The sequence below is a fragment of the Cellulosimicrobium funkei genome (assembly GCF_900155925.1).
Taxonomy (GTDB): Bacteria; Actinomycetota; Actinomycetes; order Actinomycetales; family Cellulomonadaceae; genus Cellulosimicrobium; species Cellulosimicrobium funkei.
Window position 1 is genome coordinate 302,485 of sequence record NZ_FTMI01000006.1, and the last position, 25,504, is coordinate 327,988.

Below are 25,504 nucleotides of genomic sequence, written 5' to 3' on the forward strand. Positions count from 1 at the left end.
GCACAGTTCCCCATCTCGACGAGGAGACCTTGTGAGAAACGTGCTTGGAGGATCGCTCGCCATGAGGCGCACGGTCGCGGCAGCAGCCGCGGCGGCGATCGCTCTCCCCCTGACCATCGCGACGGCGGTGTCGGCCACGGCGGCCCCCGCCGCCGGGAGCGTCGCCCCGGCGGCTCCGGTCGCAGCCGCCGCCGACACCGCACCGTTCGACGTGCTCGTCTTCAGCAAGACCGCCGGGTTCCGGCACGGGTCGATCCCCGCGGGCATCGCGGCGATCCAGCAGCTCGGCGCGGAGAACGACTTCGACGTGACCACGACCGAGGACGCGGGAGCGTTCACGGACGAGAACCTGGCGCAGTACGACGCCGTCGTGTGGCTGTCCACGACGGGCGACGTCCTCAACGACGACCAGCAGGCCGCGTTCGAGCGCTACATCCAGAACGGCGGCGGGTACGCGGGCATCCACGCGGCGTCCGACACCGAGTACGACTGGCCGTGGTACGGCGAGCTGGTCGGCGCGTACTTCAGCAGCCACCCGCAGAACCAGGACGCGACCGTCAAGGTCGAGGACCACGCCCACGAGTCGACGGCGCACCTGCCGTCGCGCTGGGACCGCTACGACGAGTGGTACAACTACCGCACCAACCCGCGCGACACCGTGCACGTGCTCGCGAGCCTGGACGAGACGTCCTACACCGCGGGGTCGGGCGCGATGGGCGCCGACCACCCGATCGCCTGGTGCCAGGCGTACGACGGCGGCCGCTCGTGGTACACCGGTGGCGGCCACACGAACGAGTCCTACGCGGAGCCGGAGTTCCTCCAGCACCTGCTCGGCGGCATCCAGACCGCCGCGGGCGTCGTGCCGTCGGACTGCGCCGCGTCGCAGTCGGACAGCTACGAGGTCGTCTCGCTCGACGAGGAGACGTCCAACCCGATGATGCTCGACGTCGCCCCCGACGGGACGGTCTTCTACGTCGAGCGCGACGGGCGCGTCCGCCTCATCGACCCGGAGAGCAACCAGACCACGACGGCGATGACCCTCGCGGTCACGCAGGCCAACGAGGACGGGCTCACGGGCGTCGTCCTGGACCCGGACTTCGGGGAGAACGGCTGGGTCTACCTCTTCTGGTCGCCGCAGGACGTCGGGACGGACGGGCCGCACAACCGCGTCTCGCGCTTCACGTACGACGAGGCGACCCGGACGATCTCGGCCGCGAGCGAGGAGAAGGTCCTCGTCATCCCGACGCAGCGCGAGACGTGCTGCCACGCGGGTGGTGACATGGTCTTCGACGGCGACGACAACCTCGTGATCGTGACGGGCGACAACACCAACCCGTTCGAGTCGGCCGGCTACGCGCCGCTCGACGAGCGCGCGGGCCGCACGTCGTACGACGCGCAGCGCACGTCGGCGAACACGAACGACCTCCGCGGCAAGGTGCTGCGCATCCACCCGGAGGACGACGGCACGTACACGATCCCCGAGGGGAACATGTTCGCCCCGGGGACGGACAAGACGAAGCCCGAGATCTTCGCGATGGGCTTCCGCAACCCCTTCCGCATCGGTGTGGACCAGAAGACGGGCAACGTGCTCGTCGGCGACTACGGCCCCGACGCGCAGAACGCCAACCCGAGCCGCGGCCCGGGGAACACGGTCGAGTGGAACATCGTCGCGGAGCCGGGCTTCTACGGGTGGCCGTACTGCACCGGTGACAACGCGGCGTACATCGACTACAACTTCGCGACCGGCCAGTCGGGCCAGGCGTACGACTGCGCCAACGGGCCCGTGAACGACTCGCCGAACAACACCGGCCTGACCCAGCTCCCGCCGGCCGTCGCGGCCGACGTCTGGTACAACTACGCCGGCAACCCGCTCTTCCCGGAGATCGGCGGCGGCGGTGCGCCCATGGGCGGCCCCGTCTACGACTACGACCCGGAGCTCGACTCGGACGTCAAGTGGCCCGAGTACTGGGACGGCAAGGCGATCTTCGGCGAGTGGAACCAGGGCAAGATGTACTCGTTCCAGCTCGACGGGGAGAACCGCGACGAGCTCGTCGACATCAACCGGATCCTGCCGAAGCACTTCGACCCCGCGGCGGGCTTCTACCGCGCGATGGACTTCGACTTCGGTCCGGACGGCTCGCTCTACGTCATCGACTGGGGCCAGGGCTTCGGCGGCAACAACACGACGTCGGGCATCTACAAGGTCAACTACGTGCAGGGCGACCCGACGCCGATCGCCCGCGCCAGCGCGGACGTGACCAGCGGCGCCGCGCCCCTCACGGTGCAGTTCTCCTCGGAGGGCACCCGCCACCCGGCGGGCGACCCGATCTCGCTGCAGTGGACGTTCGGCGACGGGTCCGACCCGTCGACCGAGGCGAACCCGGTGCACACCTACACCGAGAACGGCAGCTACACCGCGCAGCTCGTGGCGACCGACGCGAACGGCCAGACGGGCTTCGCGAACGTCAGCATCGTCGTCGGGAACCAGGCGCCGAGCGTGACGATCACGTTCCCGGACAACGGTGGCGTGTTCGAGTGGGGCGACCAGGTGCGCTACGTCGTCGAGGTCGAGGACCCCGACGGCGAGGTGGACTGCTCCAACCTCCAGATGATGACCGCGCTCGGGCACGACGCCCACGCGCACCCGATGGAGGAGCTGACCGGCTGCGAGGGCGTCATGCAGACGGCCCGCGACGAGGGCCACGGGCTCGAGGCCAACATCTTCTGGGTGCTCGAGGCGTTCTACACCGACGACGGCGGCGAGGTGGGCGTCCCGCTCACGACGAACTCGCTCCAGATCCTGCAGCCGAAGCTGCTCCAGGCCGAGTACTACACCTCGACGGGCCGGCTCCCCGGCTCGGCGAGCACCGGTGACCCGGGCGTCCAGACGGAGCAGACCAGCGACAGCGCGGGGGGCGGCCAGAACCTCGGCTACATCGAGGTGGACGACTGGTGGGCCTACGAGCCCATGTCGCTCTACAACGTCGAGGGTCTCGGCATGCGCGTCGCGTCGCCCTCGGGCGGCACGGTGTCCGTGCGCTGGGACGCGCCCGACGGTCCGGAGATCGGCCGGGTGACCGTGCCGAACACCGGTGACTGGCAGGCGTACACGATGGCGACGACGGAGATCACCGACGTGCCCGAGGGCACGGGGACGCTCTACTTCGTCAACGTGGCCGGCCAGATGAACGTCAACTGGCTCGAGTTCGACGGCCGCGGCGTCACGGACAACGTGCGCCCGACCATCGACACGTTCGAGGTCACGCCGACGGAGGGCACCGCTCCTCTGGAGGTCACGGCGTCGGTCACGGCGACCGACCCCGAGGACGAGGCCGTCACGTTCGCGTGGGACGCGGGCCTCGGCGACGGTTTCGTCGACGGCACCGACTCGTTCGCGGTCACGTACGACCAGCCGGGCACCTACCGGCTCCAGGTGCGGGCCACCGACGAGCGCGGCGCGTACTCGGTCGAGTACACGACGGTGACCGTCAAGGCGCCCGAGACCGGTCCGGGGCTCTGCTTCTCCGGCCGCTCGGACGACTTCCTCGGCACCGACCTGGACGAGGACCGCTGGACCGTGACGAACCGCGACCAGAACCTCGTCGTGCGCGACGGGCGCCTGGTGGTCCCCACGGCGACGCGGGACTTCTACGGCACGGACAACACCGTCGTGCCGAACCTGGTGCTCCAGGACCTCCCGGACGGACCGTTCACGGCCACCGCGAAGGTGACCCTGCCGGCCCGCCAGCAGTACCAGCAGGCCGGTCTGCTGATCTGGGAGGACCAGGACAACTACGCGAAGATGGTCCTCCAGGGCCGGTCGGCCACGGCGGACCCGGCGACGCGGATCTTCCAGTTCATCCGTGAGGAGAACGCCCAGCCGAACGAGGTCAACGAGTCCAACTCGGCCGCGCTCGGTGCCGACTACCCCGACACGGTCTACGTGCGGTTCGTCAGCGACGGCGCGAGCCTCCAGGCGGCCTACTCGGCCGACGGCATCGACTTCACGACGATGCCGCAGACCAAGTCGATCGCCGACCTGGAGAACGCGAAGATCGGGCTCGTGGCCCTCAAGGGCAACAACACGACCACCCCGGTCGTCGACGCCGAGTTCGACTGGTTCCACATCACGCCCGACGACACGGCGGCGGCCCCCGGGCCGGACGACGAGTTCGACGGCGACGCCCTCGACACGTGCCGCTGGTCGATCGTCCGCGAGGACCCGACCGGCTACCGCGTGACGGACGGCTCCCTGCAGATCGACACGACGCCCACGGACATCTACGGGACGGACAACCGCCCGGTGCCGAACATCGTGCTGCAGGACCAGCCGGGTGACGAGTGGACGATCGAGACCGTCGTCGACGGCTCCGCGTTCGACCGTCAGTACCAGCAGGGCGGTCTGATCGTCTACGGCGGCGACGACGACTACGTGAAGCTCGACTACGTGGTCGACAACCAGGCCGGCCAGGCGCGCAACGCCCGGATCGAGCTGCGCAGCGAGGTCGGCGGAGTGGTGCAGAACCCGCAGCCGCAGACGGGGAGCCTCGCCGAGTCGGTGTGGCACCTGCGCCTCACGCGCTCCGGTGACACGTTCACCGGCGCGTACAGCGCGGACGGCGAGACGTGGACCACGTTCGACGAGAGCGTGACCAACGCGCCCGCCGCGGACGCCAAGGTCGGGCTCTTCGCCCTCGGGGCGTCGGCCGACACCGGTGCTCCGGCGTCCTTCGGCCACTTCCGGGTGGTCGAGGACGAGGCCGAGCCGATCGCCGTCACCATCACCGCGGAGACGCGCTGCATGGCCGGCAAGGTGTTCGTCGCGGTCCGCGCGGCGAACGACGACTCGGTCCCGCTCGCGATCACGCTCGAGACCCCGTACGGGTCGAAGCAGGTCGCGGACGTCGCGCCCGGTGCGAACGCGTACCAGTCGTTCGCGTCGCGCGCCGTCGCGGTCGACGCGGGCACCGTGACCGTGACCGCCACGGACGCCGAGGGGAGGACGTTCTCCGGGACCGCGGACTACGCGGCCCGGTCCTGCTCCTGACGAGCTCCGGCGGGTCGGTGCGCTGAGCACCGGCCCGCCGGGCACCGCGCTCGGCGCGCGGGCGCTCGGGCGTCCGGGCGGCCCATCGGCCGGGCCGACCGTACGCTGCCCGCACGACGAGCACGACGGGGACCTCCGGGTCTCCGGCCCCGGCGCCCGGGAACGGGCGCTCCGGCCCGGCGCCGGGGCACCCCGGGGGACCGGCGACGACCGCCGCCCCCACCGCACACGGACCCACGACGAGGTGATGACCCGATGTCCCGTACGCCCCGCCAGCGCACCAGCCCCCGGCCTCCGGGCGGCACGCGGCTCCTGCCGCTCCGCCGGACGGCCGCCCCCGTGCGGCACCGCGCCCGCGCGCTCCTCACCGCGGCGCTGGGCCTCCTGCTCGGCGGCGTGCTCGCGCTCGTCGGCGCGGCCCCGGCCGGCGCCCACGGCGGCGACGTCGTCATCTCGCTCGGCACGGACGGCCAGGGCGGCGTGTCCGCGAACCTCACCTGGAAGGTCGACGGCCACCCCGTCGAGGAGGCGGCCGACGTCTCGGTGACGGGGGAGTCCGCGGCCGGCGAGACCGTCGGCCCCCTCACGCTCCGGTCGGCGTCCGAGGGCGTCGGCTGGTACACGTCCGACCCCGGCGTCCTCGCCGACGGCAACTGGACGCTCACCGCCACGATCACCCATCCCGCCGAGGCCACCGCGTCGGCGCAGGTCGACGTCGTGCCGCTGCCGGAGCCCGCCCCGCGCGAGGGCGACGACGCGGCGGCGCAGGAGGGCGGCGACGCCGCCGGCGCGGAGGGTGAGGCGGCAGGCGCCGACGCGGCCGGCGACGACGCCGCCGCGGGCGACGACGCCGCCGGAGAGGGCACCGCGGCCGACGGCACCGCCACGGACGAGGGCTCGACGAGCGCGCTCGTGTGGGTCGCCGTCGCCGTGGTCGCCGCGCTGCTGCTCGCCGCGGGCTACGTCGTCGTGCGGCGCCGCGCGCGCGCGTCGGGCACCGACGAGGCCGCGGGGGACACGCCCCGCCCCCTGACCAAGACGTCCGCCCGGTGACCCCGGGCACGAACCGAGAACGACCGAAGGAGACACGACCATGGCACGACCGATCACCCTCTTCACCGGGCAGTGGGCCGACCTGCCGTTCGAGGAGGTGGCACGCCTCGCGTCCGGCTGGGGCTACGACGGCCTGGAGATCGCGTGCTGGGGCGACCACCTCGACCCCTGGCGCTGGGACGACGACGAGTACGTCCAGGGCAAGCTCGACCTGCTGGCCAAGTACGACCTCGAGGTCTACGCGATCTCGAACCACCTCAAGGGCCAGGCGGTGTGCGACGACCCGATCGACCAGCGCCACCGCGACATCCTGCCGGACGTCGTGTGGGGCGACGGCGACCCCGAGGGCGTGCGCCAGCGCGCCGCGGAGGAGATGAAGCACACCGCGCGCCTCGCGGCGAAGCTGGGCGTGAAGACCGTCGTGGGCTTCACGGGCTCGGCGATCTGGAAGTACGTCGCGATGTTCCCGCCGGTCTCCCAGGAGGCGATCGACGCCGGGTACCAGGACTTCGCGGACCGCTGGAACCCGATCCTCGACGTGTTCGACGAGGTCGGGGTGCGGTTCGCGCACGAGGTGCACCCGAGCGAGATCGCGTACGACTACTGGACGACGGTCCGCACGCTCGAGGCGATCGGGCACCGCGAGGCGTTCGGGCTCAACTGGGACCCGAGCCACATGGTGTGGCAGGACCTCGACCCGGTGAGCTTCCTGTGGGACTTCAAGGACCGCATCTACCACGTGGACTGCAAGGACACGAAGAAGCGGATGCACAACGGCCGCAACGGCCGCATGGGCTCGCACCTGGCCTGGGCGGACCCGCGCCGCGGCTGGGACTTCATCTCCACGGGCCACGGCGACGTGCCGTGGGAGGACGCGTTCCGGATGCTCAACACGATCGGCTACGAGGGCCCGATCTCGGTCGAGTGGGAGGACGCCGGCATGGACCGTCTCGTCGGTGCCCCCGAGGCCCTGGAGTTCGTCAAGAAGTACGCGTTCGACGCGCCCGACGCGGCCTTCGACGCCGCGTTCTCGACCAAGTAGCACCACGCAGCACCGCAGTCTCCCCGTCGGTCGGCGTCGCCGACCGACGGGTGGGGGCAGTCCGACACGCCACCGCCCCCGGCCGTCCCGACGGCCGGGGGCGGTGGCGTGCCCGCGTCCGGCGACGCCGATGTGATCCTTCACATTTGTTTTGCGGACAGGGTTATCTAAACGTGACGATTGATGTTCGGCTTTTGCTTGACCCTCGACATAAGTGCCCCTACGTTGTCATCCATGCGAGCCGACGACGTCGCGCAGGACGTGCGTACCCCGGTGCTGGAGCCGGGGACGCCCCTCCCGGGAGCGACCACGCCAGGGGCCTCGACCGCCCGAAGCACCTTCCCCGCCAGCAACCCCGACGAGCTCGGGCTGCCCGCCGCCGGGTACCGCGCCGGGATCCTCGGCACCGGGTTCATGGGCGGGGTCCACGCCCGGGCCGTGCGCACGGGCGGAGGCCGCGTCGTGAGCGTCGCCGCCGCCGACCTCGACATCGCGCGCGCCGCCGCGCCGGGCCTCGGCGCCGAGCGCGCCGTCGCGACGGTCGAGGAGCTGCTCACCGACCCCGAGGTCGACGTGGTGCACGTGTGCACGCCCAACCACCTGCACGTCCCCCTCGCGCGCGCGGCGCTCGCCGCCGGCAAGCACGTGGTGTGCGAGAAGCCGCTCGCGACCGACGTCGCGGGCGCGGTCGAGCTCGCCGGCCTCGCGGCCGCGGCGCGCGAGCGGGACGGGCGCGTCGCCGTCGTGCCGTTCACCTACCGCTTCCACGCCATGGTCCGCGAGGCGCGCGAGCGCGTGCGCCGCGGCGAGGTGGGCACCGTCTCGCTCGTGCACGGCTCGTACCTGCAGGACTGGCTCCTGCGCGACTCCGACGACAACTGGCGCGTCGACCCCGCGCTGGGCGGCGCGAGCCGCGCGTTCGGCGACATCGGCTCCCACTTCTGCGACCTGCTGGAGTTCACGACGGGCCAGCGCATCGTGCGCCTCGTCGCGCAGTCGGCCACGGTGAACCCGCACCGCCGGGGCGCCGACGGCGTCGTGCACGAGGTCGCGACCGAGGACGCCGTGACGCTCCAGTACGCGACGGACGGCGGCGCGCTCGGCTCGGCCGTGATCTCGCAGGTGTCGGCCGGTCGCAAGAACCGGCTCTACCTCGAGATCTCCGGCTCGGAGTCCACCCTCGCGTTCGACCAGGAGCAGCCCGAGACGCTCTGGGAGGGCCGGCGCACGACGTCGCGCCTCCTCGTGCGCGACCCCGAGACGCTCTCCCCGGCGGCGACCCGGTACTCGCGCCTCCCCGCCGGGCACGCGCAGGGCTACCAGGACTGCTTCGACGCGCTCGTCGCCGACACCGCCGCGGCCATCGGGGGCGCCGTCCCGGACGGACTGCCCACGTTCGACGACGGCCTGCGCGCCGCGCGGCTCGCCGACGCCGTGGCCACGTCGGTGCGCACGGGCGGCTGGGTCGAGGTCGCGTCGTGACCGCGACGACGACGCGCGAGCCGCGTCCCGCCGCGGGGGAGGGCGACGACCGGCCGCTCCTGCGCCTGCGCGGCATCGGCAAGGAGTTCTTCGGGAACTCCGTGCTGCGCGGGATCGACCTCGACGTGCGGCCCGGCGAGGTCCACGCGCTCGTCGGCGAGAACGGCGCCGGCAAGTCGACGCTCATGAAGATCATCGCCGGCGTGCACCGCCCCGACGCGGGCACGCTCGAGCTCGACGGCGAGACGACGACGTTCGCCTCGCCGCTCGCCGCGCAGCACGCGGGCGTGTCGACGGTGTTCCAGGAGTTCAACCTCCTGCCCGAGCGGTCCGTCGCGGAGAACGTCTACCTCGGCCGCGAGCCGCGCCGCGCGGGCCTCGTCGACCGGCGGCGCATGCACGCGGACACGACCGCCCTGCTCACCGAGCTCGGCCTGACGGGGCTCGCGTCGTGGACGCGCGTCGGCTCGCTGTCCGTGGCGCAGCAGCAGATCGTCGAGATCGTCAAGGCCGTCTCCTACGACGCGCGGATCATCTCCATGGACGAGCCGACGGCGGCGCTCGCCGACCAGGAGGTCGAGCTCCTCTACGAGCTCGTGCACCGGCTCAAGGAGCGCGGCGTCGCGATCCTCTACGTCTCGCACCGCCTCAAGGAGATCTTCGACCTCTGCGACACCATCACGGTGCTCAAGGACGGCAACCACGTGCTGACGACGCCGACGGCGGACATCGACGCGGACCGCCTCGTGCGCACGATGGTCGGCCGCGACTTCGCGGGCTACTTCCCGGACAAGGACCCCGCGATCGTCCCGGGCGAGGTGCGGCTCGCGCTCGAGGGCGTCGGCAACACGCAGGTCGACGACGTGTCGTTCGAGGTCCGCGCGGGCGAGATCGTCGCGCTCGCCGGGCTCCAGGGCTCGGGACGCACGGAGATCGCGCACGGCGTCTTCGGCATCGCGGGCTTCACGCGCGGCCGCGTCCTCGTCGGTGGGAAGCCGGTCGACGTGCGCTCGCCGCGCCAGGCGGTCCGCGCCGGCCTCGCGCTCGTCACCGAGGACCGCAAGGCCGAGGGGCTCGCGCTGGGCCAGTCGATCCTCGCCAACGCGCGCCTCGTGCTCGACGCCGTCGTGCCCGGCCAGGCCGACCGGCGCGCGAAGCGCATCCCGGGCATCCTGTCCTCGCTCGAGCTCGTCGCGAGCTCGCAGGAGGCCGAGGTCCAGTACCTGTCGGGCGGCAACCAGCAGAAGGTCGTCCTCGCGAAGTGGCTCGTCACGGACCCGCAGGTCATCGTGCTCGACGAGCCGACGCGCGGCATCGACGTGGGCGCCAAGCGCGCGGTCTACGACCTCATGCGCGAGCTCACGGCGAACGGCGTCGCCGTCCTGTTCATCTCGTCCGAGCTCCCCGAGGTGGTCGCCATGGCCGACCGCGTGCTGGTCATGCGCGACGGCCGCCTCGCGGGCGAGCTCCCCGCGGGCAGCGACGAGGAGACCGTCATGGCGCTCGCCACGGGCGCGGGCGAGGACACCTCCGGCGAGCACGTCCAGGTCGACCTCGGCGCCCTCGCCGACGCCGACGACCTCCCGGGCGCCGACCCCGGCACCACGCCCCGCAGCGCCCCGCACGCCCCCGACGGCCCGAAGGAGCACCGATGAGCACCGCGGTCGCGACCGCCGCCCCCACCGCGAGCCGCGCCCCCGCGCGCCGTCGCCGGCTGGGCTCGACGGAGATCGTCTACCTCGCCCTCGTCGGGATCCTCGTGATCGCCGGCGTGCTCGTGGCCGTGGGCGGCGGCAACCTGTTCAGCACGGCGAACACGGCGTACATGCTCACGCAGACGAGCCTGCTCGGCTTCGTCGCGATCGGGCAGACGTTCGCCGTCCTGTGCAAGTCGCTCGACCTGTCCGTCGGCTACGTCGTCGCGCTCAGCTCGATCGTCGGCGCGACGACCATGGCGGGCGACCCGTCGCGCGTCTGGCTCGGCGTGCTCGCGGCGGTGGGCGTCGCGGCGGTCGTCGGCCTCGTCAACGGGCTCGTCATCGCGAAGCTGCGGGTCAACGCGTTCATCGCGACGCTCGGCGTCGGGCTCATCATCAAGGGCTACCTCGACACGCAGTTCAAGGGCCCGGCGGGGGAGGTGCCCGCCTCGTTCCAGATGTTCGGGTACACGCGCGTCGGCCCGGTGCCGGTCTCGACGGTCGTCATGCTGCTCGTCGCGGCCGTGGGCGTCGTGCTCCTGACGCGCACCCGCCCCGGGTACCACATGTTCGCCGTCGGGGGGAACACCGACGTCGCGCGGCTCTCGGGCATCCGGACGGACCGGACGCTGGTCCTCGCGCACGTGCTGTGCTCGGTCTGCGCGGGCGTCGCCGGCCTGCTCATCGCCGCGCGCTTCGGCACCGGCAACGCGCTCGTCTACTCCTACGGCCTCGACCTCGACTCGATCGCCGCCGTCGTGCTCGGCGGGACGCTCCTCATGGGCGGGCGCGGCTCGGTCGTCGGGACGGTGGGCGGCGTGCTGATCCTCGCCGTGCTCGACACGGTGTTCAACGTGCTCGACGTCGACCCGTTCTTCAAGGACGTGCTGCGCGGCGTCATCATCATCGCCGCCGTCGCCCTGTACGCCCGGCGCCAGATCGACCCGGCGAGCAGCCGGGCCCGCTTCCGCCCGACCCGCACCGGAGGTGCGTCCGCATGACCACCGACACCACGCGCCGGACCATCCCGGCGCGCGCGCCGCGGGCCGGCTGGCTCGAGCGCCTCACCGCGGGCGGCAGCTGGACCGTGTTCGCGCTGCTCGTGCTCGTCTTCGCGGTCATCCTCGTGATGAACCCGTCGTTCGGCGAGCCGATGTCGCTCATGGCGTTCGTCAAGAAGGCCGCACCGCTGGTCATCCTCGCGATCGGGCAGTACTTCGTCATCGTCTCGGGCGAGTTCGACCTGTCGGTCGGCTCGCTCGTGGGCGCCCAGGTCGTCATCGCCGCGAAGCTCATGGACGGCGAGGACTCGATGACCTGGCCCGTCATGGCCCTCATGATCGTCTTCGGCCTCGCGGTCGGGCTCGTCAACGGCCTCGTGACGACGCTGCTCAAGGTGCCGTCGTTCATCACGACGCTCGGCATGATGCTCGTGCTCTACGGCGCGATCCGGCTCTGGACGGGCGGCGCCCCGACGGGCGCCCTCACCGACGGGTTCCGGCAGTGGGGACGCGGGGGCATCCCCGACACCCCGGGCCAGTTCCAGGTGCCGTACGCGCTGCTCGTCGTCGTCGTGCTCGGCGTGGCCGCAGCCCTGCTCATGCGCCGCCCGTTCGGCCGCACGCTCGTCGCCACGGGCGACAACGACGTCGCGGCGGGCTACGCGGGCGGCTCGGTGTGGTGGGTGCGCACGCGCGCCTTCCTCCTCTCGGGCTTCCTGGCGACCGTCGCGGCGATCCTCATCGGCGGGTACGCCGGCGTCACCGCCCAGGTCGGGCAGGGCCTGGAGTTCATGGCGATCACCGCCGTCGTGCTCGGGGGCGTCGTCCTCGGCGGCGGGCGGGGGACCGTGATCGCCGCGATGGCGGGCGCGCTCACGCTCGAGGCGCTGTTCACCCTCTTCAACCAGCTGAGCCTGCCGTCGACGATCCGCCCCGCCGTGCAGGGCGTCATCATCATCGCGGCCGTCGCCTACGCCGCGCTGCCGCGCCGGTCGCGGCGCCGCGCGTCCACCCCCGACGCCCCGCCGGCGGCGGGGCCGACCCCCGCACCGAAGGAGCCCGCCCCCGCGAACGCCTGAGCCCCGCGCGCCCGGCGACGACGCCCGCGCCCCTCCCCGCGCACGACCCCTGCCGGACCCCCGCGCACGGCCGTGCGGCAGCACCCGAGCTGTACCCCCTTCCCCGCACGTTGCGGGACGACGACGTCTCACCAAGGAGAAGAAGGACATGCGACGTACACGAGCACTCCTGGCCGGCACGGCGGTGGCCACGCTGTTCCTCGCGGCCGCCTGCACGACCGACACCCCCACCGACACGGGCGGGGAGACCTCGGCCGAGGAGAGCCCCGCGGGCGAGGAGTCCGGCGGCGCCGACTCCGAGTGGTTCGTCCAGGCGGACTACGACCGCCAGCTCGCCCAGCGCGAGGTCGTGCCCGAGGGCCCGGCCGACCAGCCGTGGCTCCAGGCCATCGAGCCCGAGTACGTGGACACGGCCGAGTTCGCGAGCGCCGAGGGCGGCAACACGCTGTGCTTCTCGAACGCGTCGGTGTCCAACCCGTGGCGCGTCACCGGGTTCATCACCATGCAGCAGCAGGTCGACGTCCTCACCGAGGAGGGCGTGATCGGCGAGTTCCGCGTCTCCGACGCCGCCGACGACGACAACAAGCAGATCTCCGACATCCAGGCGTTCGTCGCGGCGGGCGACTGCGACGCGATCATCATCTCGCCGTCGACCACCGCGACCCTCACGCCCGCCGTCGAGGCGGCGTGCGAGTCGGGCAAGCCCGTCATCGTGTTCGACCGCGGCGTCAACACCGACTGCATGGTGACGTTCATCCACCCGATCGGCGGCTACGCGTACGGCGCCGACGGCGCCGAGTTCCTCGTCGAGAACCTCGAGCCCGGCTCGAAGGTCCTCGCGCTGCGCATCCTGCCCGGCGTCGACGTGCTCGAGAACCGCTGGGCCGCGGCCGACAAGATCTTCTCCGAGTCGGAGCTCGAGGTCGTGGGCGCCGAGTTCACCGGCGGCGACGGGGCGAAGATCAAGGACATCGTCACGCAGTACCTCCAGCGCGGGGACGTGGACGGCATCTGGATGGACGCCGGCGACGGCGCCGTCGCGGCCGTCGAGGCGTTCGAGGACGCGGGCAAGCCGTACCCCGTCTTCATGGGCGAGGACGAGATGAGCTTCCTGCGCAAGTGGAAGGACACGGACATGACCGCCATCGGCGCCGTGTACTCCAACTTCCAGTGGCGCACGCCGATCCTCGCGGCGCAGATGATCTGGGCCGGCGAGCAGGTGCCGTCCGAGTGGGTCCTGCCGCAGTCGCCGGTCGTCGCCGAGGACCTCGACGCCTACCTCGAGGCGAACAAGGACATGCCGTCCCTGCACTACGCGAAGTTCGGCGGCGAGGACCTGCCCGGGTTCCCGGAGGCCTGGACCGACCGCTGACGCCAGCACCACCCCGGTCCGGCCGCGCGGCCGGACCACCTGGGGCCGCCCGGTCGCCGTCCGACCGGCCGGGCGCCCCGCCCGCCCGCCCGACGGCGCGGCGCACCTCCCGCACGGGGGCGCGCCGCGGCGTCGGGCACGCGGGCGGGACGGCCGAGTGCTCGGACCCGACGAGAGAGAGCGACGTGGCTCTTCCCGGCCCGACCCCCGCGCACCGCGCGACCGACCTGCTCCCACCCGACGACGCGCCCGTCCCGGTGCGCCGGCGCGCGATCGGCGTCAACACGTGGGTGTGGACGTCGCCCCTGACCGACGGCGCGCTGCGCGGCATCGCCCCGCGCGTCGCGGGGTGGGGCTTCGACGTGCTCGAGCTGCCCGTCGAGAACCCGGGGGACTGGGACCCGGCGACGGCGGCCGCCGTCCTCGCCGACCACGGCCTCGCCGCGAGCGTCTCGCTCGTCATGGGCGAGGGACGCGAGCTCGTCGCCACGGACGCCGCGACGGTGCGCGCCACGCAGGACTACCTGCGCCACGTCGTCGACGTCGCGCGGACCGTCGGCGCCCCGGTGATCGGCGGCCCGGCGTACGCGTCCGTCGGGCGCACGTGGCGGCTCGGCCCGGCCGAGCGCGAGGCCGCCTACGAGGAGCTCGCCGAGCACCTCGCCCCGGTCGTCGAGCACGCCATGGCGGCGGGCGTCGTCGTCGGGCTCGAGCCGCTCAACCGCTACGAGACGAGCCTCGTCAACACCGTCGACCAGGGGCTGGAGGTCGTACGGCGCCTGCCCACGGCCGGCATCGGCCTCATGCTCGACGTCTACCACATGAACATCGAGGAGACGGACCTGCCCGGCGCGGTGACGCGCGCGGGCGAGCGCATCGCGCACGTCCAGGTGTGCGGCAACGACCGCGGCGCACCGGGCACCGACCACCTCGACTGGCGCGGCCTGCTCGCCGCGCTCGACGCGACCGGCTACGACGGACCGCTCGTCATCGAGTCCTTCACCGCCGAGAACGCGACGATCGCCACGGCCGCCTCGATCTGGCGCCCGCTGGCGCCGACCCAGGACGCCATCGCCGTCGATGGCCTCGCCTACCTGAAGGGACTGATGCCCGAGCCGGAGAGCACGTAGCCGTAGTCGCACACGACCGCCGGCGCCGGCACGCCGCGGGATGACGACCACCCTGCCCGGACGACGACGTCCGGGCCCGCACGTCATGCCCCTGGAGGCACCACGATGACTGCACGACGCCCACGCAGGGCGAGATCGGTCGCCGCCGCACTGACCGTCGGGGCGCTCGCGTTCACGCTTGCGCCCGTCACGACGGCCGTTGCCGCGGACGACCCCGTCCCCGCGGACGAAGAGCACAAGGTGCTCATCTTCACCAAGACGACCCAGTTCCGGCACACCGAGGCGATCACGCAGGGCACGCCCGTGCTCGAGGCCGCGTTCGCCGAGGTCGGCATCGAGTCCGACCACACCGAGGACTCCTCGGTGTTCACCGACGAGAACCTCGCGCAGTACGACGCCCTGGTCATGTTCCAGACGTCGGGCGACCCGTGGAACGCGGACGAGAAGGCCGCGCTCGAGCGCTACCAGCAGGCGGGCGGCGGCATCGTCGCGATCCACAACGCGACCGACATGCGCGGTAGCTACCAGTGGTGGGACGACATGATCGGCGCGCTCATGCCCGGTCACGCCGCCACGGGCAACAGCCCCGGCCTGCCCGGCACGGTCCGCGTCGAGGACCGCACGCACCCGTCGACCGAGCACCTGTCCCAGCGCTGGACGCGCGCGGACGAGTGGTACAACTTCTCGGCCAACGTCCGCGGCAGCGCGCACGTCCTCGCCACGATGGACGAGACGACGTACGACGCCGGCGGCAACAAGATGGGCTACGACCACCCGATCTCCTGGTGCAAGCCGTACGACGGCGGTCGTGCCTGGATGACGGGCATGGGCCACTTCGGGGCGCACTACACGCAGGAGCCCGACTTCGTGCAGCACGTCGTCGGCGGCGTGCAGTGGGCGGCGGGCCTCGTCGAGGGCGACTGCGGCGGAACCGACTGGGGCTCGTTCGAGAAGGTCGCGCTCGACTCCAACACGAGCGCCCCCTTCGGCATGGACGTCGCGCCCGACGGCCGCGTGTTCTACACCGAGCTCGTGCGCGGCCAGGTCCGCGTCTACGACCCGCGGACGCAGAACACGACGACTGCGCTCACGCTCCCCGTGTACTCGGGCGGCGAGGACGGCCTGCTCGGGATCGCGCTCGACAAGGACTTCGCGGAGAACGGGTACCTGTACCAGTACTACTCGCCCGCGAGCGCGAACGACTCCGACCCGGCGAACTTCTTCAACCGCGTCTCGCGGTTCACGGTGTCGTCGGACGGCCCGGGCGCGACCGTGATCGACCCGGCGTCGGAGAAGGTCCTCCTGGAGATCCCGGCCGGGCGCCTGCCCGACGAGCCGGGTCACACGGGCGGCGGCCTGCTCGTCGACCACGAGACCGGTGACCTGTACATCGGCGTGGGCGACGACGTGAACCCGCACTCCGAGCCGTCGGGCGGCTACGCGCCGATCTCCGAGCGCGACGGCACGTTCCACGACGCGCGCGCGACGTCGGCGAACACGAACGACCTGCGCGGCAAGGTGCTGCGGGTCCACCCCGAGGACGACGGCACGTACTCGATCCCCGAGGGCAACCTCTTCGCGCCGGGCACCGAGAAGACGCTGCCCGAGATCTACGCGATGGGCTTCCGCAACCCGTTCCGGTTCACCATCGACCCGAAGACGGGCAACCTCGGCGTCGCCGACTACTCGCCCGACAACGGGTCGGACAACCCGGCGAACCGCGGCCCGGCCGGCATCGCCGAGTGGAACCTCATCAAGGAGCCCGGCTTCTTCGGCTGGCCCCTGTGCATGGGGAACAACGAGCCGTTCCGCGACGTCGACTACCGCACGAACCCGGTCACGGTCGGTGACTTCTTCGACTGCGACGCCCCGGTCAACGACTCGGTGAAGAACACCGGTCTCACCGAGCTCCCCGCCGCGCAGCCGGCGGACCTCTGGTACGGCTACCAGCGCTCGTCGGTGCCCGGCGTCATCAACGCCGGCGGCGGCCTCGCGCCCATGGGCGGCCCGTTCTACGAGTACGACCCGGAGCTCGACTCCGACACGAAGTTCCCGTCGTCCTACGACGGCAAGGCCTTCTTCTACGAGTGGGCCCGGAACAAGATGTACACGATCGACCTCAAGGACCCCGAGGCCGCTCCCGGCGTGACCGACGTCGAGAAGGTCAACCCGTTCCTCCCGCAGGAGCAGTTCCTGGCGCCGATCGACTCGAAGTTCGGCCCCGACGGCGCTATGTACGTGCTCGACTGGGGCGGCGGCTTCGGCCGCGACAACCCCAACTCGGGCCTGCACCGCATCGACTACCTGTCGGGCTCGCGCTCGCCGGTGTCGAAGCCGGTCGCGACGCCCGACTCCGGCATCGCGCCGCTCGAGGTGTCGTTCGACGGGACCGGGAGCACCGACCCCGAGGGCGAGGCGCTCACGTACGCGTGGGACTTCGACGGTGACGGCACGACGGACTCGACGTCCGCCGCCCCGAGCCACACCTACACGGAGAACGGCGTCTACGACGCCCGCCTCACGGTGACCGACCCGGCCGGGAAGGTGGGCACGGCGACCGTGCCGATCACGGTCGGCAACACGCGGCCCGAGGTCGACTTCGGCCTGCCGCCCACCGGCTCGTTCTTCACCTTCGGCGACGACATCACGTGGGACGTGGCCGTGACGGACGCCGAGGACTCGCCGGACGGCGAGACCATCGACGACGAGCAGGTCATCATCCAGCCCGCGCTCGGCCACGACGCGCACGCGCACCCCTCCGAGCCGCTGCACGGCCGGACGGGCACGGTCGCGACGAGCCTCGGCGGCGGCCACGGCGAGGACATGAACGTCTTCTACGTGATCGACGCGCGCTACACCGACCGCGGCGGCGTGGACGACGTCCCGGCCCTCACCGGCTCGGACACCACGCTCATCTTCCCGAAGAAGCGCGAGGCGGAGTTCCACGCCGACTCCGACGGCACCACGACGATCCCGAGCCGGGACGTCGAGGGCGGCGGCTCGGTCATCACCGGGTCGAACGGGGCCTGGGCGTCGTACGACCCGGTGAGCCTGTACGGCGTGCAGGCGCTCACGCTGCGCGTCGCCGCGGCGGCCGAGGGCACGATCGAGCTGCGGCGCGACGCCGCGGACGGCGAGCTCCTCGGTACGGCCCAGGTCCCGCAGACGGGTCTCGGCACGTTCACCGACGTGACCGTGGACGTCATCGACCCCCGGGAGCCGTTCACGCTCTACGTCGTGTTCCCCGGCGCGGGTGAGCGTCGCCTGAACTTCGTCGAGGCCGACGGCAAGGGCGTCTCCGCCACGACGCGGCCGAAGGTGCGCATCACCGCGCCCGAGGCGGGCGTGCGCCTGGAGCAGGGCGAGATCACGGTCACGGCCGAGGCCGACGACACGGAGAACACGGTCACCGAGGTCGAGTTCTTCGTCGACGGCGAGTCGATCGGGACCGACACCGAGGCACCGTACGAGGCCACGTGGGAGGTGACGGCGGACAACAACTACGAGCTGACCGCGGTCGCGACCAACGACAAGGGCCTCTACACGCGGTCCCGCGTCGTCGTGGCGCAGGTCGGCGACCTCTTCGGGGGCATGAAGACCTTCACCAACGCGAACGGGACGTTCGAGCAGCTCGCCGAGGGCAAGTACCTCATCACGTCGGGCGGCGCGAACATGTGGCAGGGCACCAACGAGTACTCGACCATCTACCGCGAGCAGGGCGCCGACGAGAACTGGTCGGCGACGGTGAAGATCACCAGCCAGGGCAACTCGAACGGTTCCGCCAAGGCCGGGATCATCGTCCGCAACGACGTGACGCAGACGGCGAACTCGCCGGGCTACGCCGCACTGGGCATGCGCCCGAGCGGCGGCTTCGAGTGGCTCCGCGGCAACGCGGCCGGTCAGCTCGTCACGTCGTCCGCCGCGAGCTCGACGAGCTACCCCGCGTGGGTGCGGATCGTGCGCGACGGCGACCTGTACACGGCCTCCTGGAGCAAGGACGGCGAGAGCTTCACGCAGATCGGGGAGCCCCAGGCCCTCCCGGGTGCGGCGTCCGTGCAGGACGTGGGTCTCTTCGTCACCGCGCACAACACGTCGGCCACGAGCGCCGTCGAGTTCCAGGACTTCGCGTTCGACGACGACCCGCAGACCGGGGGACCCGGTGAGGAGACCCCGCCGCAGTGCCTCGCGGACTCGTCCGACGAGTTCGACGGCGACACCCTCGACCCGCGGTGGACGGTCGTCCGCCAGGCAGACGGCAAGCCGATCACCGTCGCCGACGGCCACGCCGTCCTGCCGGTCGTGCAGGGCGACATCAACGAGGCGCAGACCGGGCCGATCAGCTACCTCGGTCAGCCCGCACCCGCCGGCGCGTGGACGCTCGAGACGAAGCTCGACGTCCCGCTCGCCCGGCACTGGCAGCACGCCGGCCTCCTGGTCCACGTGACCGACGACGAGTACACCAAGCTCGCGTTCACGAAGAACCAGAACGGCAACCGGTTCCTCGAGTTCCAGACCGAGACCGGCGGCGCCCGCACGTGGCACGGCCAGACGAACGTCGCCGGGGACTTCCCGACGGCGATCCACCTGCGCCTCGTCTCGGACGGCTCCGCCATCACGGCCGCGTACTCTGCGGACGGCCAGACGTGGACGGCGCTCGCGGGCTCGGCGCCCGTGAAGCCGGGCGCGACGTTCGGCGTGATGGCCGGCGGCGACACCGCGGCCGCCGACTCGGTCGCCAAGGTCGACCACGTGCGCGTCACGGGCGACGGGTCGGACGACGGCGAGCGCGAGCCGAGCGACGAGTTCGAGGGCGACGCCCTCGACGGCTGCCGCTGGGACGCGGTCGTGCGCTACGACGGGTCGAAGGTCGCCGTCGCCGACGGCGAGCTGCGCATCACGACCCAGCCGGGCGACATCAACGCCGGCAACAACGACGACCCGCGCAACTTCGTCCTCCAGACGGCACCGGAGGGCGACTGGGTCGTCGAGACGCGGTTCAAGGCGCCGCTCGTGCACCGGTGGCAGCTCGCGGGCCTCATCGCGTACGGCGACGACGACAACTACGTCAAGGCCGACGTGCTCGCGAAGAACGCCCCGGGCGCGGCTCTGAACCTCGGCGCCGAGCTCGTCTCGGAGAAGGGCGGCCAGTTCGGCAACGGCGGCAACCGTCAGCTCGAGCTCGCCGACTCGACCGAGTCGGGCTACTGGTACCTGCGGCTCGAGAAGGTGGGCAGCACGTACCAGGGCTGGGTCAGCGACGGCGGGGTGAACTGGACGCCGCTGGGCGACCCGGTCACCAACGACGCGGCGCTGACGAAGGTCGGCCTCATGGCGATCGGCCCGGAGCAGGAGACGCCGGTCACGGTGGCGTTCGACTGGTTCCGTCTCACGACGGACTCCGAGCCCGAGCCCACGGTCGACGTCGAGGTCACCGCCTCGGCCCGCTGCCTCGCGGGCAAGGCGTACCTCGCCCTGCGCGCGACGAACGCCGACGAGGCGCCCGTCGCGGTCACCCTCACCACGCCGTTCGGCTCCAAGGAGTTCGGCGCGGTCGAGGTGGGCGCCAACGCGTACCAGTCGTTCGCGTCGCGCGCGACGGCGTTCGAGGCGGGCACGGCGACGGTCACGGCGACGCTCGGCGACGTCACGACCGAGATCGAGGTGCCGTACGACGCCGTGAGCTGCGGCTGACGGCGGGCCGGTGACGGGCGACCCGCTCCCGTCACCGGCCACCACCTGCGCCGGCCCGGCCCGCGGGCCGGGCCGGCGCGCCCGGCGGGACGACCACAGGACAGGAGCGACAGGTGGCACAGCGCACCTCGGCACGGACGCCGACGACCCGGACCCCGGCGGGAGGAGCCCGGGCGGGCTCCGGCCGCACCGGCGGCCCGACGACGCCCGCACGCTCCCGCCCTGCCGACCGGGGCGGTGCCGGCCGCCCCGAACCCCGGCCACCGGCGCGCGTCCGCGCGCGCCGGTGGTTCGTGGGCCTCGACCCGTGGCGCCGCGTCCTGCTCGTCGTCGGCGCGCTCGCGCTCGTGGCCGTCGTGGTCGCGGCGGTCGTCGCGCTCACGCGCGGCGGCTCAGCACCTGACGAGGAGGGCTTCACCGTCGACCCGGCGCGCGTCGCGGAGCTGGAAGCGGCCGAGGAGGCGCGCGACGCCGAGAACCTCGTCGCCTCGATCGACCACGCCCGGTACCTCCAGACCGAGCTCGTCCCCGTCCTGCACGGCCTCCACGCGGTGCTCCCCGTCGACGGGTCGAGCGCCGTCCCCGCGGACCCGGCGGACCTCACCGCGTGGCGCGCGACCGTCGACGGCCTCGTCGCCGAGACGGAGGCGCTCGCGAGCGGTTCCTCCGAGCACAACATCGTCCGCAACGGGATGCTCACGTCGCTCGAGCTCGTCGGGGACGCGCTCGACGCCGTCGGGCTCGCCGCGAGCGCCGACCCCGCCGCGGCCCCAGACCTGTACGCCCTCGCGGGCGACCTGCGCACGCGCGCCGTCGAGACGTGGGGCCTCGCCGCCGTCCAGCTCGACCTGCGCTCGACCGCCGGCGGCCAGGGCCACGTCCACGTCTTCCTGCCCGTCCACCCCGACGACTCGCTCGACGGGGGCCTCGGCCTCGGCCACACGGGCGGTGACGAGGGCGGCCACGAGGGCGCCGACGGCGAGGACGCGCACGACCACTGAGCCGACCGACCGACCACCGTCCACCGGACGACCGCGGCCCGCACGGGCCGCCCACCGACCTCCCGGTCGGGCGCCCTCCGGGGTGCAGGCCGAGCCCGACCGGGACCTCCCGTCCGTCAGCGGCGGGGCAGGGCCATGACGACGTCCGCATGGGTCTCCCCGCCGACGACGTACGTCCGGCCCCCGACCACGGCGAACCCGTGCTTGCGGTAGAAGGCCTGGGCGCGCGCGTTGTGCCCGTTCGTGCCGAGCCAGAGGGGGAGCCCGGGGCCGAGCAGCGCCGCGGCCCCCGTCGTCGCGGTCATGAGCACGCTCGCGACGCCGGTGCTCTGCGCGGCGGGGTGCACGTAGATCTTCGACAGCTCCACCGCCTCGCCCGGCCCGACGGCGGCCGCCACGTCCGGGTCCTCGGGGACGCCTCGGGCCAGCAGCGCGTAGCCGAGCGGGCCGGTCGGGGCCTCGGGCGACCCGGCGTCCGTCTCCACGGTGCCTGCCGACGTGCCTGCCGACGTGCTTGGCGACGTGTCTCCCGACGCGCCCGCCGACGTTCCTGCTGAGGCGCCGGGCGACGTCGCCTCGACGAGCAGCAGCGCGTGCGCGGCGCTCGCGGCCCACGCGCGGAACCGGTCGGGCGAGAGCTGCGTCGCGACGTGCTCCGCGATCGCGTCCGGCGACGTGCCGGGCGGGCACGCGAGCGGGAACGTGAGCGCGGCCAGGTCCGCGAGCGCGACGGCGTCGGCGGTCGTCGCGCGGCGCACGGCCGTCGTGGCGGTGGTGGTGTGGTCCGGCATGCCAGGAAATCTACGCCCGTGGGCCCCGCCCGCGGCGCGGTGGGCACCGCGGCGGCCCCGCGGTGGGGCTCGCGGCGGAGCCCGCCGGGCGCGCGTCCCGGGCATGATGGACGCGTGACGCGCATCGACCTCAACGCCGACCTCGGCGAAGGCTTCGGCCGCTGGACCCTCGGCGACGACCAGGCCTTGCTCGGCCTCGTGACCAGCGCGAACGTCGCGTGCGGGTTCCACGCGGGCGACGCGACGACCATGCGGACCGTGACGCGGGACGCCGCCGCGCGCGGGGTGCGGGTGGGCGCGCACGTGAGCTACCGGGACCGGGCGGGCTTCGGACGGCGGTTCATGGACGTGGACCCCGGCGAGCTCGCCGACGAGGTGCTCTACCAGCTCGCCGCCCTCGACGGGTTCGCCCGGCTCGCCGGGGACCGCGTGCGGTACGTCAAGCCGCACGGCGCGCTCTACAACGCGATCGTCCACCACGAGGCGCAGGCCCGGGCCGTCGTCGACGCGGTGCGCGCCTACGACCCCACGCTGCCCGTCGTCGGGCTGCCCGGCTCGGCCGTGCTGCGGCTCGCGGACGCGGCGGGCCAGCCCACCGTCCGCGAGGCCTTCGCCGACCGCGGCTACCTGCCGTCGGGCGAGCTGGTCCCGCGCGGGCGGCCGGGCGCCGTCGTGCACGACGGCGACGAGGTCGCCCGGCGCGTCGTCCGGCTCGTGACGACCGGCACGGTCGAGGCTGCGGACGGCACGTCGCTGCGCGTCGAGGCGGACTCGGTGTGCGTCCACTCGGACACCCCCGGGGCGGTCGGGCTGCTCGGGGCGCTGCGGACCGCGCTCCAGGAGGCCGGGGTCGTCGTGCGGCCCTTCGTCGACGCCCCGCACGGCGGGTCGGGCGCGGACGCCGTGCCGTGACGGCCGGAGGTTCGCCCGTTCCCGGGTCGCCGGTCCGCGACGTGGCCGACGGCCTCGACAGCGAGGTGACGGTGCACGCGTTCGGCGAGGCCGCGCTGCTCGTCGACCTGCCGGACCTCACCGCCGTGCGCGCGCTGCACCGGGCCCTGGGCGACGCGCCGCCCGGCGTGGTCGACGTCGTCCCGGCCGCCCGCACGGTGCTCGTGCGCTGCGCGACGCCCGCGGACGTCCCCGCCGCCCGGGCGTGGCTGCGCGCGGCGGTGCGGCGCGCGTCGACGACCGGCCCCACCACCCACGTCGGGGCGCTCGTCGAGATCCCCGTGCGCTACGACGGCCCCGACCTGGACGACGTCGCCCGCTGGGCGGGCGTGAGCGTCGAGGAGGTCGTCGCGCGGCACCACGGCCGCGAGTACGACGCCGCGTTCGGCGGGTTCGCGCCGGGCTTCACGTACCTCTCGGGCGTCGATCCGGTGATCGCCGCCCCGCGCCTGGCGACCCCGCGCACCCGCGTCCCCGCCGGCTCGGTGGCGCTCGCGGGCGGGTTCACCGCCGTCTACCCGGGGGAGTCCCCGGGCGGGTGGCGCCTCCTCGGCCGCACGGACGCGCGGATGTTCGACGTCGACCGCGACCCGCCCGCGCTCGTCGCGCCCGGCGCGCGCGTGCGGTTCGTGCCGGTCCGCGCGGCCGCGGTCGCGGTCAGCGTCCCGCCCGGGCCGGCGCGGACGGAGCAGCGGCACGGGAGTGCGGCGGCGCCGCGCGAGCAAGCCGCGCAGGACCGGGTCACCACCCCCTCGCCGTCGGGCCCGCGCGCCCTGGAGGTGCTCGCGACGGGTCCTCTCGCGCTCGTCGAGGACGCGGGACGTCCGGGGCTCGCCGCTGTCGGCGTCGGGCCGTCGGGAGCGGCCGACCGCGCGTCGTACGCGCTCGCGAACCGGCTCGTGGGCAACCCGGACGGTGCGGCGGCGATCGAGGTCACCCTCGGCGGTCTCGCCGTGCGGTTCGCCGGCGGGGCGGTCGTCGCGCTGGCCGGGGCGGCGGTCCCCGCCAGCGTGGACGGGAGCCCGGTCGGCATGCACGCGGCCGTCCGGGTGCCCGACGGCGGGACCCTCCGCCTCGGGCTGGCGGCGCGCGGTCTGCGGACCTACGTCGCGGTGCGTGGCGGGCTCCGACCACCCGCGGTCCTCGGGTCGCGCTCGCGGGACGTGCTCGCCGGGCTCGGCCCAGGACCCCTGCAGCCGGGCGACGCCGTCGCGCTGGGGGCCGCGCCGTCGGGCACGTGGCCGTGGCCCGACGTCGTCCCTGTGCAGTTCCCGCCCGGCGAGCCGCGTCCCGGCGAGCGGGCGGGCGCGGTGCTCGAGGTGCTGCCCGGGCCGCGCTCCGACTGGTTCCTCCCCGGTGCGGCGCACGCGCTGCGCGCGCTGCGGACCGTGACGCCCGACAGCGACCGCGTCGCGCTGCGGCTCGACGGCCAGACGGTGCCCCGCAGGCCGGGGGAGCTGGCGTCCGAGGGGCTCGTCCGCGGCGCGGTCCAGGTCCCGCCCGACGGGCGTCCCGTCGTCTTCCTGGCGGACCGCCCCGTCACCGGGGGATACCCCGTCATCGGGGTGCTCCGCGAGCGGGACGTCGACCGCGCGGCCCAGCTCCGACCGGGGGACCGCGCGATCCTGCGGCTCGCGACGACGGTCTGAGCGCGGCGCCGGGGGAGCGCGGAAGAGCGGGGCCGACGGCCGCACGCCGTGCCAGGCGGGGAGCGGCAGCGTCCCTGTGGGCCGGGTCACCGGGCAGCGGCTTGACCATGTCGCGCGAGGCCGCGTAATGTTCTGGATGTCGGCCCGACAGGGAGGAACAGACACCGCCTCGAACGATCGAGGGTGGCTGGTCCCGGGGTCGAAACCCTTCCACCGCATGGCGTAGAGTGTTCTCTGCCCGCGACGAGGAAGACCACGGTGACTGGATCACGGCGAACAGCCGGGGTTGAGGAGCCGGGGAAGACCTGGTAAGGTTGAAGGGTTGCCCCAAGCGAGGTTCCACCCAGTCGGGTGGTGCTGAGTTGGTGTGTGTCGGTTGTTTGAGAACTCAACAGTGTGCTTGTTAGTCAATGCCAAATTTTTTGTCCCTGTGGCATGGCTGGCCTGGTTGCCCGTCTGGGTGGTTGGGTTGGTTGTGTCTGGGATTCCTTTGGTTGATTTCGGAAGATGATGTCATC

General features: G+C 73.2%; 14 protein-coding genes. 13 read left to right on the forward strand and 1 reads right to left on the reverse strand.

Going from position 1 to position 25,504, the window contains the following annotated elements; all coding sequences use genetic code 11:
* Positions 1 to 61: 61 nt before the first annotated feature.
* From BXA05_RS16145 to BXA05_RS16195, 11 genes are all read left to right on the forward strand, one after another.
* Complete coding sequence (locus BXA05_RS16145; RefSeq protein ID WP_083711951.1) at positions 62 to 5,047, forward strand: ThuA domain-containing protein; 4,986 nt, start codon at positions 62 to 64, stop codon at positions 5,045 to 5,047.
* Between the two features lie 255 nt (positions 5,048 to 5,302).
* The gene (locus tag BXA05_RS16150) at positions 5,303 to 6,100 is read left to right on the forward strand and encodes a hypothetical protein (protein WP_061268733.1); all 798 of its coding nucleotides are present in this window, start codon (positions 5,303 to 5,305) and stop codon (positions 6,098 to 6,100) included.
* A 40-nt stretch (positions 6,101 to 6,140) separates the two neighbouring features.
* Positions 6,141 to 7,142, forward strand: a complete 1,002-nt coding sequence (locus tag BXA05_RS16155) for a sugar phosphate isomerase/epimerase family protein (RefSeq protein ID WP_061268734.1) — start codon at positions 6,141 to 6,143, stop codon at positions 7,140 to 7,142.
* A gap of 234 nt (positions 7,143 to 7,376) precedes the next feature.
* Positions 7,377 to 8,624 (forward strand): Gfo/Idh/MocA family protein, encoded by a 1,248-nt coding sequence (locus BXA05_RS16160; protein ID WP_083711952.1) that lies wholly within the window; start codon positions 7,377 to 7,379, stop codon positions 8,622 to 8,624.
* Positions 8,621 to 10,279, forward strand: a complete 1,659-nt coding sequence (locus BXA05_RS16165) for a sugar ABC transporter ATP-binding protein (RefSeq protein ID WP_083711953.1) — start codon at positions 8,621 to 8,623, stop codon at positions 10,277 to 10,279. Before BXA05_RS16160 ends, BXA05_RS16165 begins: the two co-directional genes overlap by 4 nt.
* Positions 10,276 to 11,322 carry an ABC transporter permease gene (locus BXA05_RS16170; RefSeq protein WP_021483021.1) on the forward strand — a complete coding sequence of 349 codons (1,047 nt, stop codon included), beginning with the start codon at positions 10,276 to 10,278 and terminating at the stop codon, positions 11,320 to 11,322. The genes BXA05_RS16165 and BXA05_RS16170 overlap by 4 nt, the downstream gene beginning before the upstream one ends.
* On the forward strand, positions 11,319 to 12,401 hold the full coding sequence (locus tag BXA05_RS16175; protein ID WP_051028488.1) for an ABC transporter permease: 1,083 nt from the start codon (positions 11,319 to 11,321) through the stop codon (positions 12,399 to 12,401). Before BXA05_RS16170 ends, BXA05_RS16175 begins: the two co-directional genes overlap by 4 nt.
* Positions 12,402 to 12,549: 148 nt before the next feature.
* The gene (locus BXA05_RS16180) at positions 12,550 to 13,773 is read left to right on the forward strand and encodes a substrate-binding domain-containing protein (RefSeq protein WP_076406053.1); all 1,224 of its coding nucleotides are present in this window, start codon (positions 12,550 to 12,552) and stop codon (positions 13,771 to 13,773) included.
* A gap of 185 nt (positions 13,774 to 13,958) precedes the next feature.
* The gene (locus tag BXA05_RS16185; RefSeq protein ID WP_342065200.1) at positions 13,959 to 14,903 is read left to right on the forward strand and encodes a sugar phosphate isomerase/epimerase family protein; all 945 of its coding nucleotides are present in this window, start codon (positions 13,959 to 13,961) and stop codon (positions 14,901 to 14,903) included.
* A 105-nt stretch (positions 14,904 to 15,008) separates the two neighbouring features.
* The gene (locus tag BXA05_RS16190; protein ID WP_083711954.1) at positions 15,009 to 20,594 is read left to right on the forward strand and encodes a ThuA domain-containing protein; all 5,586 of its coding nucleotides are present in this window, start codon (positions 15,009 to 15,011) and stop codon (positions 20,592 to 20,594) included.
* Between the two features lie 113 nt (positions 20,595 to 20,707).
* Positions 20,708 to 21,595 (forward strand): hypothetical protein, encoded by an 888-nt coding sequence (locus BXA05_RS16195; protein WP_143311178.1) that lies wholly within the window; start codon positions 20,708 to 20,710, stop codon positions 21,593 to 21,595.
* 116 nt (positions 21,596 to 21,711) lie between these two features.
* On the opposite strand, the gene BXA05_RS16200 is transcribed toward BXA05_RS16195, so the two are convergent.
* Complete coding sequence (locus tag BXA05_RS16200; protein ID WP_076406058.1) at positions 21,712 to 22,386, reverse strand: GNAT family N-acetyltransferase; 675 nt, start codon at positions 22,384 to 22,386, stop codon at positions 21,712 to 21,714.
* A gap of 114 nt (positions 22,387 to 22,500) precedes the next feature.
* Here BXA05_RS16200 and BXA05_RS16205 point away from each other — a divergent pair, with 114 nt between their 5' ends.
* Both BXA05_RS16205 and BXA05_RS16210 read left to right on the forward strand, forming a co-directional pair.
* The gene (locus BXA05_RS16205; RefSeq protein WP_061269471.1) at positions 22,501 to 23,298 is read left to right on the forward strand and encodes a LamB/YcsF family protein; all 798 of its coding nucleotides are present in this window, start codon (positions 22,501 to 22,503) and stop codon (positions 23,296 to 23,298) included.
* A gap of 41 nt (positions 23,299 to 23,339) precedes the next feature.
* Positions 23,340 to 24,986: a 5-oxoprolinase subunit B/C family protein gene (locus BXA05_RS16210; protein WP_170963188.1), complete on the forward strand. Its 1,647-nt coding sequence runs from the start codon at positions 23,340 to 23,342 to the stop codon at positions 24,984 to 24,986.
* Positions 24,987 to 25,504 lie beyond the last annotated feature (518 nt).

Bases quoted from the DNA above. Each gene is read 5' to 3' on its own strand.
- BXA05_RS16170 (WP_021483021.1), top strand. From the start codon at position 10,276: ATGAGCACCGCGGTCGCGACCGCCGCCCCCACCGCGAGCCGCGCCCCC.
- BXA05_RS16150 (WP_061268733.1), top strand. From the start codon at position 5,303: ATGTCCCGTACGCCCCGCCAGCGCACCAGCCCCCGGCCTCCGGGCGGC.
- BXA05_RS16145 (WP_083711951.1), top strand. From the start codon at position 62: ATGAGGCGCACGGTCGCGGCAGCAGCCGCGGCGGCGATCGCTCTCCCC.
- BXA05_RS16160 (WP_083711952.1), top strand. From the start codon at position 7,377: ATGCGAGCCGACGACGTCGCGCAGGACGTGCGTACCCCGGTGCTGGAG.
- BXA05_RS16155 (WP_061268734.1), top strand. From the start codon at position 6,141: ATGGCACGACCGATCACCCTCTTCACCGGGCAGTGGGCCGACCTGCCG.
- BXA05_RS16200 (WP_076406058.1), bottom strand. From the start codon at position 22,386: ATGCCGGACCACACCACCACCGCCACGACGGCCGTGCGCCGCGCGACG.
- BXA05_RS16175 (WP_051028488.1), top strand. From the start codon at position 11,319: ATGACCACCGACACCACGCGCCGGACCATCCCGGCGCGCGCGCCGCGG.
- BXA05_RS16180 (WP_076406053.1), top strand. From the start codon at position 12,550: ATGCGACGTACACGAGCACTCCTGGCCGGCACGGCGGTGGCCACGCTG.
- BXA05_RS16190 (WP_083711954.1), top strand. From the start codon at position 15,009: ATGACTGCACGACGCCCACGCAGGGCGAGATCGGTCGCCGCCGCACTG.